The organism is Paenibacillus helianthi (genome assembly GCF_001909055.1).
In the GTDB taxonomy this organism is placed as follows: Bacteria; Bacillota; Bacilli; order Paenibacillales; family Paenibacillaceae; genus Paenibacillus_AQ; species Paenibacillus_AQ helianthi.
This window is the reverse complement of record NZ_LVWI01000001.1, coordinates 213,449-233,075: the sequence shown is the minus strand read 5'-3', so window position 1 is coordinate 233,075 and position 19,627 is coordinate 213,449. Positions and strand designations below refer to the sequence as shown.

16 protein-coding genes and 1 pseudogene are annotated in these 19,627 nt (G+C 49.7%); 14 read left to right on the top strand and 3 right to left on the bottom strand.

Annotated features, from left to right (window positions below; genetic code table 11):
* Positions 1 to 23 precede the first annotated feature (23 nt).
* Entirely contained in the window at positions 24 to 1,523 is a 1,500-nt protein-coding gene (locus A3844_RS00815) for a DHA2 family efflux MFS transporter permease subunit (protein ID WP_074106305.1), read from the top strand.
* Positions 1,524 to 1,612: 89 nt separating this feature from the next.
* Here A3844_RS00815 and A3844_RS00810 read toward each other — a convergent pair whose 3' ends face one another.
* On the bottom strand, positions 1,613 to 2,515 hold the full coding sequence (locus A3844_RS00810) for a DMT family transporter (RefSeq protein ID WP_074106545.1): 903 nt from the start codon (positions 2,513 to 2,515) through the stop codon (positions 1,613 to 1,615).
* Between the two features lie 129 nt (positions 2,516 to 2,644).
* On the opposite strand from A3844_RS00810, the gene A3844_RS00805 reads away from it, so the two are divergent.
* The 5 genes from A3844_RS00805 (at position 2,645) to A3844_RS00785 (ending at position 7,733) form a co-directional block, all read left to right on the top strand.
* Positions 2,645 to 3,511, top strand: a complete 867-nt coding sequence (locus A3844_RS00805) for a LysR family transcriptional regulator (protein ID WP_074103734.1) — start codon at positions 2,645 to 2,647, stop codon at positions 3,509 to 3,511.
* Positions 3,512 to 3,633: 122 nt separating this feature from the next.
* Positions 3,634 to 4,686, top strand: coding sequence for a LacI family DNA-binding transcriptional regulator (locus A3844_RS00800; protein ID WP_074106304.1), 1,053 nt, complete (start codon positions 3,634 to 3,636; stop codon positions 4,684 to 4,686).
* Positions 4,683 to 5,843 carry a Gfo/Idh/MocA family protein gene (locus A3844_RS00795; RefSeq protein ID WP_074106303.1) on the top strand — a complete coding sequence of 387 codons (1,161 nt, stop codon included), beginning with the start codon at positions 4,683 to 4,685 and terminating at the stop codon, positions 5,841 to 5,843. Before A3844_RS00800 ends, A3844_RS00795 begins: the two co-directional genes overlap by 4 nt.
* 39 nt (positions 5,844 to 5,882) lie before the next feature.
* A complete protein-coding gene (locus A3844_RS00790; RefSeq protein ID WP_074106544.1) occupies positions 5,883 to 6,611 on the top strand; it encodes a ThuA domain-containing protein in 729 nt (242 codons plus the stop codon).
* 18 nt (positions 6,612 to 6,629) lie between these two features.
* Positions 6,630 to 7,733: a Gfo/Idh/MocA family protein gene (locus A3844_RS00785; RefSeq protein ID WP_074106302.1), complete on the top strand. Its 1,104-nt coding sequence runs from the start codon at positions 6,630 to 6,632 to the stop codon at positions 7,731 to 7,733.
* 99 nt (positions 7,734 to 7,832) lie between these two features.
* On the opposite strand, the gene A3844_RS00780 is transcribed toward A3844_RS00785, so the two are convergent.
* Positions 7,833 to 8,720: a helix-turn-helix domain-containing protein gene (locus A3844_RS00780; RefSeq protein WP_074083515.1), complete on the bottom strand. Its 888-nt coding sequence runs from the start codon at positions 8,718 to 8,720 to the stop codon at positions 7,833 to 7,835.
* A 124-nt stretch (positions 8,721 to 8,844) separates the two neighbouring features.
* Here A3844_RS00780 and A3844_RS00775 point away from each other — a divergent pair, with 124 nt between their 5' ends.
* Entirely contained in the window at positions 8,845 to 9,732 is an 888-nt protein-coding gene (locus A3844_RS00775) for a sugar phosphate isomerase/epimerase family protein (RefSeq protein ID WP_074106301.1), read from the top strand.
* 22 nt (positions 9,733 to 9,754) lie between these two features.
* A complete protein-coding gene (locus A3844_RS00770; protein ID WP_074106300.1) occupies positions 9,755 to 10,819 on the top strand; it encodes a Gfo/Idh/MocA family protein in 1,065 nt (354 codons plus the stop codon).
* Positions 10,820 to 11,096: 277 nt separating this feature from the next.
* Here the strand turns inward: A3844_RS00770 and A3844_RS00765 are convergent, their stop codons facing one another.
* Positions 11,097 to 11,303: a DUF1657 domain-containing protein gene (locus A3844_RS00765; RefSeq protein ID WP_074083512.1), complete on the bottom strand. Its 207-nt coding sequence runs from the start codon at positions 11,301 to 11,303 to the stop codon at positions 11,097 to 11,099.
* A 173-nt stretch (positions 11,304 to 11,476) separates the two neighbouring features.
* Here A3844_RS00765 and A3844_RS00760 point away from each other — a divergent pair, with 173 nt between their 5' ends.
* From A3844_RS00760 to A3844_RS00735, 6 genes and pseudogenes are all read left to right on the top strand, one after another.
* Positions 11,477 to 12,337 carry a DUF421 domain-containing protein gene (locus A3844_RS00760; protein WP_074083511.1) on the top strand — a complete coding sequence of 287 codons (861 nt, stop codon included), beginning with the start codon at positions 11,477 to 11,479 and terminating at the stop codon, positions 12,335 to 12,337.
* Positions 12,338 to 13,469: 1,132 nt separating this feature from the next.
* Positions 13,470 to 14,639: pseudogene (locus A3844_RS32125) on the top strand (right-handed parallel beta-helix repeat-containing protein); the annotation flags it as partial.
* Positions 14,640 to 14,704: 65 nt separating this feature from the next.
* On the top strand, positions 14,705 to 15,685 hold the full coding sequence (locus A3844_RS00750; protein ID WP_074083510.1) for an aldo/keto reductase: 981 nt from the start codon (positions 14,705 to 14,707) through the stop codon (positions 15,683 to 15,685).
* Positions 15,686 to 15,847: 162 nt separating this feature from the next.
* Positions 15,848 to 17,308 carry a spore germination protein gene (locus A3844_RS00745; protein WP_425270592.1) on the top strand — a complete coding sequence of 487 codons (1,461 nt, stop codon included), beginning with the start codon at positions 15,848 to 15,850 and terminating at the stop codon, positions 17,306 to 17,308.
* Positions 17,305 to 18,462, top strand: a complete 1,158-nt coding sequence (locus A3844_RS00740; protein WP_074106298.1) for a Ger(x)C family spore germination protein — start codon at positions 17,305 to 17,307, stop codon at positions 18,460 to 18,462. The genes A3844_RS00745 and A3844_RS00740 overlap by 4 nt, the downstream gene beginning before the upstream one ends.
* A gap of 22 nt (positions 18,463 to 18,484) precedes the next feature.
* Positions 18,485 to 19,576, top strand: a complete 1,092-nt coding sequence (locus tag A3844_RS00735; protein ID WP_074106297.1) for a GerAB/ArcD/ProY family transporter — start codon at positions 18,485 to 18,487, stop codon at positions 19,574 to 19,576.
* Positions 19,577 to 19,627: the final 51 nt, after the last annotated feature.

Genomic DNA, 19,627 nt, shown 5'->3' with positions numbered 1-19,627 from the left:
TAGAGAAATGAGTGGAGAAAAGAATGCCAAATACAATGAATGCGAAAGGTGCTCCTGCGGAGCAGCCCTTCTCACTGAAAGCCATACTGCCGCCGCTGCTGGCCATAATCGTAGGGATGATAATGGTTATCCTCGATGGTACAGTAGTCAATGTAGCGGTGCCTAAGCTGGTAGAATATTTCAATACAGACCTCAAAACCGTACAATGGGCAATTACGGGATATACACTTGCCTTGGCGGCTGTAATCCCGCTGGCCGGGTATATGACGGACCGTTTCGGGTCGAAGCAGGTATTTGTGTCAACGGTCGCCATGTTCGTACTGGGCTCCATGTTGTGCTCCATCGCACAGACTTCAGAGCAGTTGGTGCTCTTCCGGGTCATTCAAGGCTTGGGTGGCGGGATGGTTGCTCCAATTGGAATGGCGATGGTCTTCAGACTGGCTCCGCCTGAACGGAGGGGCTCGATCATGGGGCTCCTGGGCATTCCGATGCTGCTGGCTCCTGCGCTTGGTCCAATATTGTCCGGTTGGCTGGTGGAATATGTGAGCTGGCACTGGATCTTCCTGATCAACTTGCCAATCGGAATTGTAGGGATTATTCTTGGCATTAAATATTTGCCCAAAACAGAAAAGAAGGGTAGAGCCCATCTCGACATTCTGGGAATTATTCTAGCTCCAATAGCCTTCTCTATGCTGGCTTATGGTGTGAACCAAGGCGGCGGCGAAAGCTGGTCCTCAACCGGTGCCATTCTAGGTTTGAGCGTGGGTGGAGTAGCGCTCGTACTGTTTATCATCGTAGAATTGCTTCATAAGCATCCATTGCTTGAGCTGCGTGTATTCCGGTCATCTGACTTTACGCGGGGGATTATTCTCAGCTGGGTGACACAGGCTGCATTATTCGGCTCCATGCTGTTCGTGCCATTGTATCTGCAGCAGATCCGGAATTATACTCCACTGGAAACCGGTTTGATCCTGCTGCCGCAGGCACTTGCTTCCGGAATCGGAATGCCGTTGGGCGGACGCCTGTTTGACAAAATTGGTGCACGTCCACTGGTATTTGTCGGTCTGAGTATTATTTCAACCGCACTCTTCATGCTGTCGGGTGTGACAGTGGATACCGGGTTGCCGTTTATTATGTCTACCCTGGCGATGATGGGGCTTGGCATGGGTCTCTCGATGATGCCAGTCAACACACATGTGCTGAACTCGGCACCGCGTGAATGGGTGAACCGGGTAACGCCGCTTACCGCCGCTGCCCAGCAGGTTGTGGTATCCTTTGCCGTTGCCGGTATGACCGGTTACCTGACCAGTCAAATTGCAGTTCATATGGGAAAAATGGCCGCAGGCACTAACCCTCTGTCCACCATGGTTCTCGGATTCAATGATGTGTTCTTCTTCTCCGCCTGCATCGCTGTGGCAGGTGTGGTGATCAGCCTGATTCTCCGCAAACCAAAGGTAGCTGCGACTCCGGCCTCACCGGATGCTGAAGCTGCTGCTGATCCAGCAATGATGATGGGACACTAAACGTATATGATCGAAATTCGTTAGTGGGTAGTATCAAAAGCCGCTGCAGCTTTTCGCTGAGCGGCTTTTTGCTGTTACTTTAGATTGTTCTATAAATTGACCCGCCGTTTCTTATGCAGCTTGTAGGTGACAGGAGCAAAGTGTGCTTTGCTGAGGAGCTCGGAGGCTACGATTCCCAGAAGCACCAGAGCCGCACCGGTGTAACCCTGCATCGACAGCTGCTCGCCGGCAAACCAATAACCGAACAGGGCAGCGAAAACTGGCTCCATAGAGAAGATCAATCCGGTACGGGTAGGTGTTGTGTATTTTTGGGCCACGGGTTGCAGGATAAAGCCGCAGGCACTGCAGAAAATGCCAAGTGCCAGGATTGCGATCCACCCGGGCAGTGAAGAGGGCAAAGCCGGTGTCTCGAACAAGAACGACAAAACCAGCGCAAAGCCTCCGGCGAAACCGAGTTGAAGAATGCCGATAGATAGACTGTCGCAGACTTTAACCGCTTTGGATGTTACCAGTATCTGTACGGCATAGAATACAGCGGACAGAATGCATAACAGATCACCCGGCTGCATGTGCAGGGAAGAATTCAAGGTGAGAAGCCCGATACCGGTTATGGCCAGAACCGCTCCGATAACTTGAGGGGGGGCGACTTTTTTTCGAAATACGAGCACATCGATCATCGGCACAAAAATAACAGTCAACGCCACTAGAAATCCGGCATTCGAGGTGGTCGTAGTCTTCAAGCCAAAGGTGATGCAGGTGAATACACCCAGCAGTAAAAATCCGAGCAATGCTCCATATTTCAGGGTCCGTACATCTACAGTTCTAAGGCGTTTGTGAAACAGGGTGGCTGCCAGGATAAAGGCAAGTCCGAAGCGCAATGCAATCAGATTGAATTCCCCGAGCGAACCTAGCCCCATCTTCATGAACATATAGGACGAGCCCCAGAACATGGTTACTATAAAGAGCATTAACTCAGCCTTCAGCGGCTTCATTCTGTCATCATCCTTCATCATTTCAAGTGGCGAACTCCTATAGTATAATATGGTGAAATACATAAGTTAACTGAATGTTTATCATAGAATACATGAGTATTACTAATGTAAATCCGGAGGTGGCGAGCATTGAGCATTAGTAAGTATGAAGTATTCCTCAAAGTCGTGGAGCTGGGCAGTCTGACCCGGGCCGCAGAGGTGATGGGCTTCACCCAATCAGGCATCAGTCATACGATCTCCAGCCTGGAGACGGAATTTGGCTTCACTCTGCTGGTCAGGAACCGTTCAGGAGTCAAACTAACGATCAACGGCGAACAGGTGATTCAGCCGATCCGTGAAATGATGAAATGGAACGAGCAACTGAAGCAGCAGGTTGCCGACATCCACGGGCTGGAGACTGGAACCATCACCATTGGTACCTTCACCAGCGTTTCTGTACACTGGCTGCCGGGAATGATCAAGCAATTCCGCAAGGAGTATCCCTATATTGAGTTTAAGCTCATGGAAGGCGGTTATCTGGAAATTGAGCAGTGGATTGAAGCCGGAGTGGTCGATTGCGGTTTTTTGTCGCTTCCTACCCGGGAAAAATTCGAGGTTATTCCGCTCAAGCAGGACCGTATGCTGGCTGTCCTCTCCAAGGAGCATCCCCTAAGCCGGGCGCCGTATATGCCGCTTGCGCAGATCGCACATGAGGATTTCATCATCCCGAAGGCAGGTTCGGATTACGATGTCAGACGGGTGCTCGATAAGGCGGCTATTAAGCCGAATATCAAATTCTCGGCCGGAGATGATTATGCCATAATTGCCATGGTGGAAAACGGACTTGGCATCAGCATTCTGCCGGAACTGGTCATTCAGCGCCAAAACCATAACGTGGCCATGCTGGAGCTTGAAGAGCGAAGCTTCCGTTCGCTAGGGATCGCTGTTCATTCGCTGAAATATGCTTCTCCGGCGACCAAGCGGTTTTTGAAGCATGTTCAGTCCTGGTTAGAATAAGATATTGGATGGTGTTATCTGAGTTTATGGAATCTTATCGAATTACGGTTTTGGTGATTGACGCCAGCCGTTCTTCATGAGAAAATGTACGCGTGTACATTCGACAAAAGGCTATAGAAAGGATGATTGCTATCGCAAGCCGCAAAGAGGTTGCCGAGCTTGCCGGGGTTTCAGAAGCAACGGTCTCCCGTGTACTGAACAATGTCGGTCCGCTCAAAGAAAAGACCAAGGAGCGTGTGATTGCCGCCGCACGGGAGCTTGGTTACACCCCAAGCTCGCTTGCCCGCAGCTTTGCCCGCAAGCGCAGCGGAAATCTGGGTGTCGTCATGCCTTATCTGCCCAAAGCCCGGTTGTTCTCCGCGTACTATTTCTCTGAAATTCTAAGCGGAATTGGAAGCCGGGCAAGAGAAGAGGGCTATGATCTGCTGATGATCTTCCGGGAAGCCGATGAGCCGCTGGATTATTGCGGGCTCTTCCGGATGCGCAAGGTAGATGCCTGTATAGTGCTGGGGGCCAAAGAGGAGGCTGGAGAGCTTGAAGCACTGCGGCAGCTGAAGAAGGACGGGCATCCCTACTGCCTGATTAACCAGCATTATGAAGGGGAATCGTTCCATGAGGTGGATGCCGACCACGTCGAAGGCTGCCAGCTGGCGGTGAAGCATCTGCTTAGTCAAGGCTTCACCCGTATAGCCTTTCTGAATGGTCCGCAGGCATATTCCAACAGCCGCGACCGGCTGGAGGGGTATATGCAGGCGCTTCAGGAAGAGGGGATTCCTGCAGATGCTTCGCTCATGTTCGAAGGGAATTTCAGCCGCAGAAGCGGAATGGCAGCCGCGCAGGCCATATTGCCTCAACTAGAGCATATCGAGGCGGTGGTGGTAGCCAATGACCGGATGGCTATTGGACTTCAGCAAGGCCTGCGTGAGCTGGGGGTCAACACGGACCGGATGCCTGCGATTGTCGGTTATGACGATTCGGATGCCGCAGAGCTTACAACTCCGGCACTCAGCAGCGTTCGGGTACCCTTTTATCAGCTGGGGGAAATCGCTGCGGCTAAGGTCCTGGAGCTTCTGGAGAACGGGGGAGTGAATTCCGGGAATGAGATGATCCGCGTGAAGCTTCCTGCCAAGCTTGTGGTTCGTGCTTCATCATTAAGAACAGGGGGGATTCAATGAAACAGCTTCGCATTGGAATGATTGGATACAAGTTCATGGGCAAGGCTCATAGCAATGCTTACCGCAGTCTGCCGATGTTCTTCCCGAAGGCGCTGAAGCCGGAGATGTCTGTGTTATGCGGACGGAATGCCGATGCACTGAAGGAAGCCGCTGACCAGCTGGGCTGGCAGGAGACTGTTACGGATTGGAGAGAACTGGTAGGCCGTGACGATATCGATTGGATCGATATTAACGCCCCCAGTGATGCTCATAAAGAGATTGCACTGGCTGCCGTGAAAGCAGGCAAGCATGTCTTTTGCGAGAAGCCTCTGGCCTTGACTCTTGCGGATTCCCGCGAAATGCTGAAGGCGGCAGAGGATGCCGGGGTTATGCATATGGTGGGTTTCAACTACCGGTTCTCGCCGGCGGTGCGGCTGGCCAAACGGCTGGTAGAGAGCGGACGGCTGGGCCAAATCTATCATTTCCGTGCCTGGTTTCTGCAGGACTGGATTCTGGACCCCGAGTTTCCGCTGGTATGGAGGCTGCAGAAGGAGATTGCCGGTTCCGGTTCACATGGCGATCTCGGAGCTCATCTGATTGATCTTGCTCATTATTTGGTAGGTGACCTGAAAGAGGTTATCGGGATGAGTGAGACCTTCATCAAGGAACGCCCTTTGGCTGCAGAAATGACGGGTCTTAGTGCAAAAGCAAGTGCCGGCGGCCCTAGAGGTCCTGTAACTGTAGATGATGCCACACTGTTTCTGGCGCGTTTTGCAAACGGTGCCATGGGCAGTTTTGAAGCCACACGTTTTGCTGCAGGTCACCGTTCGACCAATTCTTTTGAAATTAACGGCAGTCTCGGGAGTGTGAAGTTTGATTTCGAACGGATGAACGAGCTGGAAGTATATCTGACCTCTGACGATGAGGATGTGCAAGGTTTCCGGCGGGTTCTCGCCACCGATCCAGTTCATGATTATGCTGAGGCCTGGTGGCCGCCGGGTCATACAATAGGTTTTGAGCATACCTTCATTCATGAAATCCTGGAGTTGTCATCCGCAGCAGCTGAAGGCCGTCAGCCCGTGCCGAATTTTCACGATGGGGTGAAATGCCAGGCGGTGCTGGAAGCTGTGGAACGTTCGGTGCAGGAGCGGCGCTGGGTAGAGTTATCCGAGATGTAATGATTCTATGACTATGATGTAGGAGAAGGAGTGACAATGATGAAGAAAGCATTAATCGTATGGGGCGGCTGGGATGGACATGAGCCGGAGCAGGTCGCCGGAATATTTGCGGAGATTTTGCGTGAAGCTCAGTTCGAGGTAGAGGTAGCAAATACGCTGGAAGCATTCGCTGATAAGGAGAAGCTGCTGGGGCTGGATTTGATCGTACCGGTCTGGACCATGGGAGAAATTGCGCAGGAGCTGGTCAATAATGTATCGGCTGCTGTACAGAATGGGACTGGACTTGCGGGCTGCCATGGCGGCATGTGCGACTCTTTCCGGACCAATGTAGACTGGCAGTTCATGACGGGAGGGCAATGGGTTGCCCATCCAGGCAATGACGGCGTCCAGTATACCGTTGAGATCTGCCAAGGCTCCAGCCCGCTGACAGCAGGTATTAAGGATTTCGAAGTCACCTCCGAGCAGTATTATCTGCATATTGATCCGGCGGTGGAGGTGCTGGCGACAACAAGATTTCCGGTTGTGCAAGGGCCACACGCAACGAACAAAGCCGTAGATATGCCTGTAGTCTGGACCAAGCGCTGGGGACATGGACGGGTCTATTACAATTCGCTTGGGCACCATGCTGATATTGTAGAGCTTCTCCCGGTAAAAGAATTGATGCGCCGGGGACTCCTGTGGGCAGCAGAGGGCAAGACTGAAGCAGCAGCGAATCTGGAGCAAACGGCAGGTGCCGGATACAGTGGCATGGCGGACAGCCAATTCTAGTGTAGGAGCGATTAAGACATGGATAAAGTAAAGGTTGGCATTATCGGCTGCGGCAAAATCAGCGGCATCTATATGGAGAATTGTCAGAAGTTCGAGATTCTGGATCTTGCTGCTTGTGCGGATATGGACCCGGACAGAGCAGCAGAGCAGGCAGCTAAATATGGAATTCCCCTCGTCTATACTGTTGAGCAGCTGTTGGAAGACCCTGAGATTGAAATCGTAATTAATTTAACTATCCCTGCTGCTCATGCTGCAATTACCTTGCGTGCGCTGGAGGCCGGTAAGCATGTCTATGCCGAGAAGCCGCTCACGGTTACCAGAGAGGAAGGACTTAAGGTGCTGGAAGTGGCAAAAACTAAAGAGCTGCTGGTTGGCAGTGCTCCGGAAACCTTCCTCGGTGCCGGAATTCAGACGGCGCTTAAGCTGATTGAGGATGGAGTGATTGGCCGCCCGGTTGCGGCGACAGCGTTCATGTTAGGGAGGGGGCATGAGCATTGGCATCCCGACCCTGAATTCTATTATGCTGCGGGTGGTGGCCCTATGTTCGATATGGGACCGTATTATTTAACTGCACTCGTGCAGCTCCTGGGGCCTATCCGCACAGTAGCCGGAATGACTGGGAAAGCACTGGAGGAACGTACCATCACAAGCGAGAAGAAGGCGGGACAAAAGATTCCGGTCGATACCCCGACGCATGTCGCCGGAACGCTGCAATTCAGCAGCGGCGCGATCGCTACGATGATCACCAGCTTTGATGTGTTTGGCGGCAGCGATTTGCCGCCGATTGAGATCTACGGCACGGAAGGAACCCTTCAGGTGCCGGATCCGAACACATTCGGGGGCATCGTCAGATACCGTAAGACAGGTGAAAATGAATGGCGTGAGCAGGCGCTCCTGCCGGGCTACGACCAGAATACCCGGGGGATCGGTCCGGCGGATATGGCATATGCTATCCGCAGCGGGCGCCCGCACCGGGCCAGTGGAGAGTTGGCTTACCATGTGCTGGAAGCGATGTGGGCTTTTCACGACTCCTCCGATTCGCAGCGGTTCTATGAAATGGAGAGCACCTGTGTTCGTCCGGCACCCCTGCCTCAGGGCCTTGAACCCTATACCCTTGATTAATTTCGATAGCCTTCTTTCGGCACCGTTCACAGATTATGAACGGTGCTTTTTTCTACAGACTGATCCGTAAAAACATGACAGCTGTGGACTCAGCAATCCCTATTTTCTCGCAGCTGAGGGGGTAAGCCCCTTGTACTGCTTGTAGAGTTTTGTGAAGTAATTGGGATTATCACAGCCGACTTTTCCGGAAATTTCCGTTACCGTGTAGTCCGTTTCCAGCAGGAGCCGTTCGGCCTCATTCACCCGGCAGAGGTTTACATATTCGACAAAGGTGCGTCCGGTCAGTTTTTTGAAGGTTTTGCAGAAATGGTACGGATTGAGATTTACGAATCTGGCAGCATACTCAATCGATATTTTCTCGTCATAATGCAGTTCCAGATATTCCAGCAGCGGTTTGAAGCGTTCCTGGTTAATGGATTGGCGTTCACTGTGATACCTGCCTAACATCTGCCGGGGCGGAAAAGTCCGTGAGAGCAGGGTGAAGAACAGATGCAGCTGGTTTTTGACAACCAATTGAAAAGCAGGCCCCTTCTCCTGAACCTCTTGAATAACGGAGGCCAGCAAGGGGTAATAGGTGCCGCACACCGGGTTCTGTTCTACAGGCTTGACCGGGAAATGATACAAATTATTCAAATAGGGGGCCACAAATAACTCATGCTGCGAATCCTGATTCCGGTCTTTGAATAATGAACTATGGAACACTATGGACACGTATTCGATATCCCCTCTGCTCAAACTGTAGCCGACATGAAGACCGCCAGAAGGCACGAGGATCACATCACCCGGTCCGGCTTCATAAGGCTTACTGTCAATATGGAAGATTGCTCTGCCTTGCTGCATCACAATAATCTCGAAATGCTCATGCCAATGTAGAAAAAGAATGTTCTGCTCTGCCTTGGCATCCCGGTATTGATTGAAAAACACGCGGAACGGGTAGATCTTTTCTTCAAGCTGAGGATGTTCCTTCAATTCCTTCGGATAAGTCACAGCCACGTCAACTCCCACAATATTCAGCTATTTTCGCACAAGATAAGAAGAGATTTCGCTACAGATGCGCTATATACTTGGGTTGCTGAACTTACTATAAACCAATATTGGAGTGGTATACAAGATGCAGGAAGACATTAGAATCGGAACACTTGTCGGGGCAACGGATGCAGTCCGTGTGATTCCCCAAATCATTAAGCATGGTTTTGAATCCTTCAGCCTGACATTCTGGCAGACTACAGGAGAAACGGATCTGGTGGAGACGGCGGCACGGGTGCGTGAACTGGCTGCTGAACATCATTTTATGATTTCCTCGGTGGGTATCTTCGGGAATCCGCTGACGGGAACCGGCGACAATGCCGACACCCTGGCGAGCTGGGAACGTTTGATTGACCATGCCCATTTATTCGGTACGGATATGGTCTCCGGATTCACAGGCAGACTGACCGGGTTGCCGATTGATGAATCGATTCCGAAATTCACAGAAGTATTCGGAGAACTCTCGAAGCGGGCTGCTGACAAAGGGGTCCGAATTGCTTTTGAGAATTGCTCCATGGACGGAAACTGGCAGACGGGAGACTGGAATATCGCCCACAACCCAACAGCCTGGGAAAAAATGTTCAACGCCGTTCCTGCAGATAATCTCGGTCTGGAATGGGAACCGTGCCATCAGATGGTCGCGCTAATTGATCCGATTCCGCAGCTGCGCAAATGGACTGATAAAATCTTTCACGTGCATGGCAAGGATGCAACGATTGCCTGGGATATCATCAAAGAATACGGGATTCATGGCCCCAAGCCTTATGTATGGCACCGGACTCCTGGTTTTGGAGATACGAATTGGACGGATGTAATCACCATTCTGCGGCAGGCCGGTTACAAGGGCACCATTGACATCGAGGGGTGGCATGATCCCGTGTATCGCGATGAGCTGGAAATGACCGGTCAGGTCCATGCACTCCAATATTTGAAGCATTGCCGCGGGGGTAGCTTTATCCCAAATCCGGTCTAATGCAGAAAGCGGGGAAGCTTCTATGACAGCGACATATCGCGTAGCCGTTGCCGGCTGTGGAGGAATGGCCAATGAGTGGATCAGTTATGCTATGAGGCGCACAGATGTCCGAATTGTTGCACTAGTGGATATCCGGCTGGAAGCTGCGGCGGCGATGTCGGACAAATATGGTTTGGACTGTCCTGTATTTACGGATATTGGACAGGCGATTGAAGATACTGGGGCAAACCTGGTGTTTGATATAACCATACCGTCCAGCCATTATGGGGTTGCCAGCACAGCACTCACACGTCAATGTGATGTATTCAGCGAAAAACCGCTGGCTGAGACCATGCAACAATGCAACGCCATTGTTTCTTTAGCGGAACGCACCGGCCGGAGTCATGCCGTCATGCAGAACCGGCGGTATGATCTGCGTATACGTTCCCTGCGCCAGCTGATAGTGGATGGGGAAATTGGACGGATAGGCTATATCGGAGCGAGCTTTTTCCTGGCACCGCATTTTGGCGGATTCCGGGATGTGATGGAGAGTCCGCTGCTGCTTGATATGGCGATTCACACCTTCGACCAGGCGCGGTTTATTAGTGGTGCTGATCCAGTAAGTGTATATTGTCAGGAGTTCAACCCGGTAGGGTCCTGGTACGCGGGAAATGCCTCAGCAGTATGTATTTTTGAAATGTCGGATGGTTCTGTCTTCTGTTATCAAGGTTCTTGGTGTGCAGAAGGCGCTCCAACTTCCTGGGAAGCCTCATGGCGGATACAGGGAGACCTGGGAACTGCGGTCTGGGATGGCGAAGGGATGCCCTATGCCGAAAAGGTAGCAGACGGTGTTGCGGACGGTAAATTCATTCGTGATTATGAACGGGTGGAGGGAGTAGCTGTAGAGATGAAGGATACCTTCCATCACGGATGTCTCGAGGAGATGTTCCAGGCTCTGGCAGAACAGCGTCCAGCAGAAACCGATTGCCGTGACAACCGCAAAAGTATGGCGATGGTGTTCGGTGCACTGGAGAGTGCGCGGACGGGGAGAAAAGTGGAGCTCGCCGGTTTTTTATCCAGTGACGAAGAACACCTCCAGCATAAATAGGGTGACAATACTTAGCGGGTACGGATGTATCAAATGCGCTTTGGACAGGAAGCTATTCCTCGCCAAAGCGTTTTTTACTTTTGAAGTAAAGTCATATAAATCCATGTTTTGTTGACATCATCTATTCAGTCATATTTTATAAATAAATACAATAAATAGGAGGTCATGGAAACACTAGTTTCTGGATGTACTTCCATTTTACCAAAACTAAGGGGGAATCCCTAGCAGCCATTTGGCTTTTGGGACTCCCCCTTCTGCAAAGTTCTGTAGAATTAACTTAAAAACCTTTATACTGCGGTTCCTCGTTCTCCAGCTCAGTCACCCGGGATTCTACCTGATTTACGATCTGCTGGGTTTGCTGAGCTGCATTGGTGAACAGGGTCTTCGCTTCCTTATTCTGCGTTTCCATGGCAAACTGCTCCAGGCTTGCCTGGGCACTCTTCAAGGAAGATACACAGGTTTTAACTTGTGAGGCTACTGTCATTTCTTTTCCCTCCTTCGAATGGTGGTGCGTATTACCGCGACATAGTATCTGCTGGGTTCTGATATTGTATTCCTGTTCGTAGGACCAGAAAATATTTCATGGTTATTCCCGCACCTTATGACAAATAATGAAGAGCAATGACAAGAATACAGGTTAACAGGGAGGCAACAAAAATGCCGGAATGGCTTGAGGTTATATGGCGTACTGCTTTTGCTGTGGTTGTGCTTTTCTTTTTAACGAAGCTGCTTGGTAAAAGACAGGTTTCACAGCTCTCGTTCTTCGAATATATTACGGGCATTACCGTTGGGAGTATTGCTGCCTATATTTCCTTGGACACCGACAAGACCTGGCATTTGGGGATTATTGCTCTAATTGTTTGGGTCGCCTTCTCACTGGGGATTGAGTTCGTGCAAATGAAGAGCAAAAAAGCCAGAGACTTTATTGATTTCAAGTCGACCGTGCTGATTAAGGACGGGAAAATTCTTGAGGACAATATGAAAAAAGAACGTCTGACGACCGACGAATTATTGGAGGAGCTAAGGAAAAAGGATGTATTTAAGGTTGCCGATGTGGAGTTCGCCATTATGGAGTCGGACGGGGCGATTAATGTTCTGCTTACACGGGAGAACCAACCGTTAACACCTAAGCATTTAGGTGTAAAGGTTGCACCGGAGCAAGAGACCCAAGCCGTTATTATGGATGGCAAGATCATGGATGAGCCGCTGGATGCCTTGGGATTGACGCGCGGGTGGCTGCAAGGAGCGCTCGAAAAGCTGAACCTGACAGCGGAAAATGTGTTTCTGGGACAGGTCGATTCGTACGGTGAACTTACCGTGGACTTGTACACAGATAATGTTGAGGTTCCACAGACGCAGGAAAAACCTCAGCTCTACGCACTGCTAAAGAAATGTGAAGCGGATCTTGAGCTGTTCAGCCTGTCTACCCAAAATGAACAGGCAAAGAAGATGTATGGACAGTGCTCCGAGCAACTGCAGACTCTTTTACAGAAGCTGAAGCCATTTGTCCAAAGCTGAGCATAAAAGGATAGGAAGTATGTGAAAAGACCCGCAAAAACATTTTTTTGTTTTTGCGGGTCTTTTCTCCATTTGCTATGCAAAATCCAAATGGAATACAGGAAATCTAATGAAAATCCTGGCAATTCACATATTTGTAATAATAAACCTAAAAAATAGCTATACAATTACAAATATTTACTTATAGTGAAGATTAGGTTGATTGCTGCAAAAAAACTAATTTTGCAGCAATCTGCATATCATCACTCAAGGGGGAGTGCGATGGTCACTATAAGCTGTAGTTTGTATGGACAGCAATAAGAATGCGATAATGCAATAGCTGCAACTGGTTCTAAAAAAATAAAACACTCTGGAGGTAAATGTTAACGTGAAAATAAAAAAGAGATTTGCTTTCACCGCATGGATTGGTCTTTCTGCTGTACTTGCTTTTGGCGGTTTGCAGTGGGGTATTCCTTCAGTACAGGCAGCAAGCATCTTCAGTGATGATTTTGAGTCCGGCAGCACCGGTAATTGGAACCCTACGACAGGCACATGGTCTGTGGTCCAGGATGGCAGCTCTCATGTATATTTTCAATCCGGCAGTTCCGAAGGACGTACCTCCGCAGGCAGCAGCTCGTGGAGCGATTATAGCGTTCAGGCTGACATAAAGGTCGATAATTTCAATGGCAGTAACCGGACTTATGTATGCGGTCGCTATGCGGACGGGAATAACTATTATGCCGCTTCGATCTCCAACTCGAATGGCGGTACACTCGAAATTCGCAAAAAGTCCGGTGGTGTAAGTACTACGCTCGCAATGAAAACCGGTTATGCTATTACCGCAGGAACTGTATATACGGTCAAACTTGAACTAAGCGGAGATTCGATTAACATGTATGTGAATGATGCTCTGCAGTTAAATGCACACGATAACATTTTATCATCAGGAGGTATCGGATTAGTAGCATATAAGACCTCTGCTAAGTTCGATAATGTCATTGTAAGCGATGCCACATCAACGCCTACCGCTACACCCGCCGCAACAAATACTGCTGCACCAACCACTAATCCGACAGTAGCACCTACTCCAACGGCAACGCCAACGCCAACGCCAGCGCCAACAACTACGGTAACACCAACTTCGCCTCCGCTTTCAGGTACGCTTTATGTTGCACCTAACGGTTCGGCAAGTAATCCGGGAACCATTGGAAGCCCGACCACTCTGGGATCAGCGCTGACCAAAGTCGCTGCAGGCGGCACAATCTACTTGCGGGGCGGTACGTATTCCTTTGCATCACCAGTTACGATTGAACGGGACAACAGCGGTACTTCCAGCTCTCGCAAAATTATTGCGGCTTACGGAAGTGAAAATCCGGTACTCGATTTCTCCGGTGAAAGCTTTGCTTCCACGGAGCGCGGACTGCAAATCTTTGGCCACTATTGGTCTGTAAAAGGACTTGAAGTCAAAGGAGCCGGGGATAACGGGATCTTCATCGGGGGGAACTATAACATCATTGAGAATGTCGAGACTCACCATAACCGGGATTCCGGACTGCAGATCAGCCGCTATGCATCTACAGCTTCCAGTATGAGCGACTGGCCAAGTTACAACCAAATTATCGGCGTCTATTCTCATGACAATTTCGACCCTGACAACGGGGAGGATGCGGACGGTTTCGCCGCCAAGCTGACCATCGGACCCGGCAATGTATTCGATAAATGTATTTCGGCATGGAATACAGATGATGGATGGGATTTGTATGCCAAATCAGAGACAGGTCCTATTGGTGTTGTAACAATCAAGAACAGTGTCGCCTACAAGAATGGCCAAACATCAGATGGCAATACGACCACCAACAGTGATGGTAACGGCTTCAAGCTGGGTGGAGATAAAATTGCGGTGAATCATATTGTAATGAACAGTGTAGCCTTCCAGAACAAAAAACACGGCTTTACTTATAACAGCAATCCAGGTTCGATTCAATTAACGAATAACACCTCATGGAATAATGGGGAGAGCAACTTTGCATTTGATTCGGGCACCCATGTATTTACGAATAACTTAAGCTTTGCCGGAACCTCTAGTGACAAAACAAGCGGCACCGATGTTTCCGGCACCAATGTATGGTGGAAGAGCAACGCCAGCACCAATGCCAAGGGCCTCGTCGCCAGCAGCGCTGACTTTATGAGTCTCACTCCTTCGGTAATCCGGAACTCCGACGGCTCCTTCAGCCTTGGTAATTTCCTGAAGCTTGCCACCGGCAGCGATCTGATGGGTTCCGGCACTCCAAGCGGCACCAATATTGGTGCCACCAATCAATAGTAAAAGCGGTATACTTGAATAGATTGGTAATTATTATCTTTTCTATTTGGGAGGCGGCTGCATCTATGGAATATGTAAAGCTTGGTTCTACCGGACTTGAGGTATCAAGGATTTGCTTGGGCTGTATGAGCTACGGGATTCCGGAACGGGGAAATCACTCATGGACGCTGAATGAGGAAGAGAGCCGGCCTTTTATCCAAAAGGCGCTGGATCTGGGCATTAACTTCTTTGACACGGCCAATGTGTATTCCGATGGAACGAGTGAGGAGATTGTCGGCAGAGCGCTGAAAGATTTCACTGCACGTGATGAGATTGTGCTAGCAACCAAAGTACACGGAACCATGCGTCCGGGTCCAAACGGTGGCGGACTGTCTCGTAAAGCGATTTTGAGTGAAATTGATAATAGCCTAAGACGGCTGGGGACGGATTATGTGGATCTGTATCAGATTCACCGCTGGGACCCGGCTACGCCGATCGAGGAAACCATGGAAGCACTGCATGATGTGGTTAAGGCCGGTAAAGCCCGATACATTGGGGCATCCTCTATGTATTCCTGGCAATTTCTACAGGCGCTGCATGTCGCTGAACGCCATGGATGGACCCGGTTCGTATCCATGCAGAATTATGTGAATCTGCTGTACCGGGAAGAGGAACGTGAAATGCTGCCGCTCTGTGAAGCTGAAGGGATCGGTGTGATTCCCTGGAGTCCGCTTGCCAGGGGACGTCTGACCCGGGATTGGGAAGATACCAGTACCCGGTCGGCATCCGATGAATTCGGCAAGCACCTGTACGCCAAGACCGAAGAGGCGGACCGTGCTGTCGCGCTAAGAGTCAAAGAAATCGCCGAAGAACGCGGGATTCCGCGGGCCCGGGTTGCACTGGCCTGGGTGTTGCAGAAGAAGCCGGTGACGGCGCCAATTGTAGGAGCGACTAAGATGACACATCTGGAGGATGCGGCCGCGGCGGTCTCGATCCGGCTGACAGAATCTGAGCTGAAGCGGCTGGAAGAACCGTACATTCCGCATCCGGTCATGGGATTCAGCTGAATTCCATGAACCTAAATAGAATAACAGAGCAGCGATTCCCCGTTCCATTGGAGAATCGCTGTTTGACGTTTTTGCCATCTTCGCACTCAACCGAGGGGTGCCGCGCATAACTAACCGAATCATTGGCAAACTAACTTGGATTCCCCAGGATAACTATAGGAGGTGTGTGCGGTGACGGAGCAAAGGGTATTGGAGGCTATAACGGAGCAGCTTACAGATTGCAGCGATGCAGTATATCAGTCTATTAATGTGTACGGACATGCCTGTATGCTGATCTACATTCCTTCCATTGTCGATACTCTAAGCCTGCAGGAATTTGTCTCCACACCGCTCAAAGCAGAGGCGAATTCAGAACCGGATTGGCCGCGGTTTCTGGAACGGCTGGATCACGGATCGGCTTTTGCCATTCCCTATATTAAGGCATATCAGGTGAACAGGGTGGTTGAGCTCATTGTCAGCGGTAATGCCGTGCTTTCGATTGAAGGTCTTCCCTATGTATATTATTTTGAGATCACTCATTATCAGAAAAGAACGGTCTCCGAATCGCAGAATGAGCTGGTGGTTATAGGGCCACAGGAGGCTTTTATTGAAGATGTGCAGACGAACCTGTCCCTGCTGCGGCATAAGATCAAGCATTCAGATTTGAAGACTATTCATTTCTCTATCGGCAGGTATACGAAAACCGATGTGTATCTGGTCTATATTGAAGGGTTGTGTAAGCCGGAAATTGTGGAAGAGTTCAAGAAAAAGCTGGGAGACATCACAGTGGACGGTGTATTGGGGATCAACGGAATCGCGGAGCAAATGAAGAAGGGCCAATACTCGCCCTTTCCAATATTTCAGTATACGGAGCGTCCGGATTCAGTTGCAGCATCCCTCATGGAAGGACGGGTAGGGTTGATGCAGGACGGGACGCCCTCGGCTTTGCTGACACCGGTAACCTTTTTTTCCATGCTGCAATCCTCGGAAGACTACTATCAGAGCTTTTATGCAGGAAGCTGGATTCGATTAGTCCGTTTCTTTTTCTCCATCGTATCCATGCTGCTCCCGGCTTTATATGTCGCCATCACTACCTTTCACAGCCAGATCATTCCCTCTGACCTTTTAATTACCATTGCTGCTGCGAGAGAAAATATTCCGTTTTCAGCCTTGACGGAGGCCTTGATTATGGAGCTCACATTCGAGGCACTTCGAGAGGCCGGGACCCGGATCCCCAAGCCCGTTGGGCAGACCGTATCCATCATTGGCGGGATCGTAATCGGACAGGCTGCTGTACAAGCGGGAATTGTTTCAGCTCCCATGGTTATCGTAGTTTCTATTACAGGCATCGCTTCTTATATTATCCCTCACCTTGATCTGGGTCTGACGTTTCGGATGCTCCGCTTTGTGATGCTGATTCTCGGCGGAACGTTGGGGCTGCTTGGCGTAATTGTTGCGGCATTTGCCATTTATGGACATCTAGCGAATCTCAGATCCTTCGGGACTCCTTATCTGCAGCCGGTCGCTCCTCTGGTATTCCAGGATTGGAAGGACACCCTGCTTCGTGTACCTTCTCCTTTTATGATGAAAAGAAGCACTTCGTTCACGAACACTAAAAATGAAAAGAGGCAAAAAAAGAAATGAAGCTCTTGAAGCTGCTTCTGAGCGTTCTGCTGCTTCTGAATCTGGCCGGCTGCGGGTCCAAAATAGAGCTGGATGAGCTTACCTTCATCTTTGGTATTTATATCGATGCCGGGAAAGAACCGGGAACGGTTGAAGTGTCGATCAGCTCACCACTGCCCAACCGTCTTCTCTCCAGCACACAGGCGGGGGGCGGAAACGTCAAATCCCATTTCATGGTTTCCAAAACGGCCTCAAACATTACGGATGCGGTTATTTTAATTCAAAAAGACTTGTCACGGAGGCTGGAAATCTCCCATATCAAGGTGATTGTCTTCGGAGAGGAATATGCCCGTCAGGGAATAGATGAGGCGCTGGAGTGGTTCAAACGGCAGCCGGAGTTCCCTCTGGGGACTTATGTGATGACGGCTCCGGGCAAAGCGAAGGAGGTCACCCAACTCTCTGCAATATTTGAACAGCTGCCGGATCAGGTGCTGATGAATTTTTCGGAGGAAAATCTTCTATTTGCAACAACGGTGAAAGATTGCTTGCTGGCGGAGTCTTCCAAAATGGGCTATGCCATGAATTATTTGTCAATAGGTCAGAACAGCCACCTCTCAGATGAAGGCAAGCCTGTTCATTGGGCCGGTATCCAGGGAGCTGCAATGTTTCAGCAAGCCAGGCTTCGCCGTACATTGCATTTTCGTGAGAGCAGGGCGCTCGCTTGGGCTGCCGGACATCTCTCGGGTCATTTGAATTTGCCCGAATACACGATTACTTGGGATGAAGAAGGCTCGGGTAAAGCCACAGCGCTGTTTTTAAGCAATACATCTTCAATTCGATCGGTATTAACGGACGATGGACCGGTTTTCTATGTCAAGCTGAAGGGAAAGGTAAGCATCACCAATTTCCAAGATTCCTTGGGAAGGAAGGCGGTCGAACTCAGCTCTATTGTTATAGAAAAACTTCAAGCAGCGGTGGTCAAGGATGTTACCGATGCACTTCTAGCTACACAGGAAGCGGGAGCGGATATTCTGCAGCTGGGTATGCGTGTGGAATGGAATTATCCTGAAGAATGGAAGAAACTTAAGGGCCGCTGGGAGGATTATTATACGCATGACGTAAAGATTAAGGTAACGTCTGCTTTTAGCATCCAGGACTTGGGTTCAGTAAAATGAGGATAGGAGGCACGGGAGTCAAATGCACACCACAAAATGGCAGTTGTTCAGATTCAGTCTGATCTATTTCAGTTCCCAGACCACTATTTTCCTGATTCCTATTCTCGTGGAAACTTCGGGCTACCAAGGATGGATCGCGCTGGTTGGAGGCGGTTTTTTAAGTTTGTGCATTTTATTCTTTACCATACAAGTTGGAAGGCTAAAGCCAGACCAGGGTTGGATTGACTTTGGCAAAGAGATTGTGGGAACATGGCTTCACCGGCTGATGGTACTCTTACTGCTCTGCTGGTGTATTTATTATGCTTCGTTTGATATTGAGAACTTTGTTCTTTTTTTTGGATCCAACTATACACGGGGAACTCCCCCCATCTTCATACAAATCATCATTGGACTGGTAATCATGTATACTGCGACGTTAGGAATAACTACTATCATTTATATGGCGGATGGAATTTTCCTGATTTTTTTCATGGCATCACTGCTTTCCGTATATATGTTTATACCGTATGCAGATCTTTCGATGCTTCCTGCATTTTTGCATTACCATGATCCCGGCATTGCACTCAAGGACTCTATTTCGGTAACATCATGGTTTGCGGATTGGCTTGTTTTTCTCTTCCTGGCACCGGAGCTTCGGATGGGAAGCAAAATGTTGAAAATACTGGCAGTATCCAGTATCTCTATCCTTCTGATTGTATTAACAGGCTGGATAATGACTATGCTTAACTTCGGTCCACATCTGGGCAAAGAACTGCAATACCCGTTTCTGGAGATGATCCGCAGTTCTTCACACCACAATATACTTGGCAATCTGGACCCTCTTCTTATCGGCATCTGGTCAGCCTCGATGTTTATTCATGCAGCCTTTCTAATCTATATCGCCTGTAAATGTGCTTTGCACTTGAGCAAGCAGAAGGGGAAAAGGCTGATGATCCCGTTATTGACGATTTGCTCCACGATAATTGCTTATCTGTATTCACGCAATATTGTAATGTACTATAGTAATTTCAACTCGGATTTAATTATCGGCTTCTGGTTATTTATTGAGTGCATTCCCGTATATTACTTCATTGCGGCATTCACCCGCTCCAAAATCGGACGGGCTGTCAAATGACGGCTGCGACTTATCTATTATAAATTGGATGCGCTTTCTGGTATGATTAAG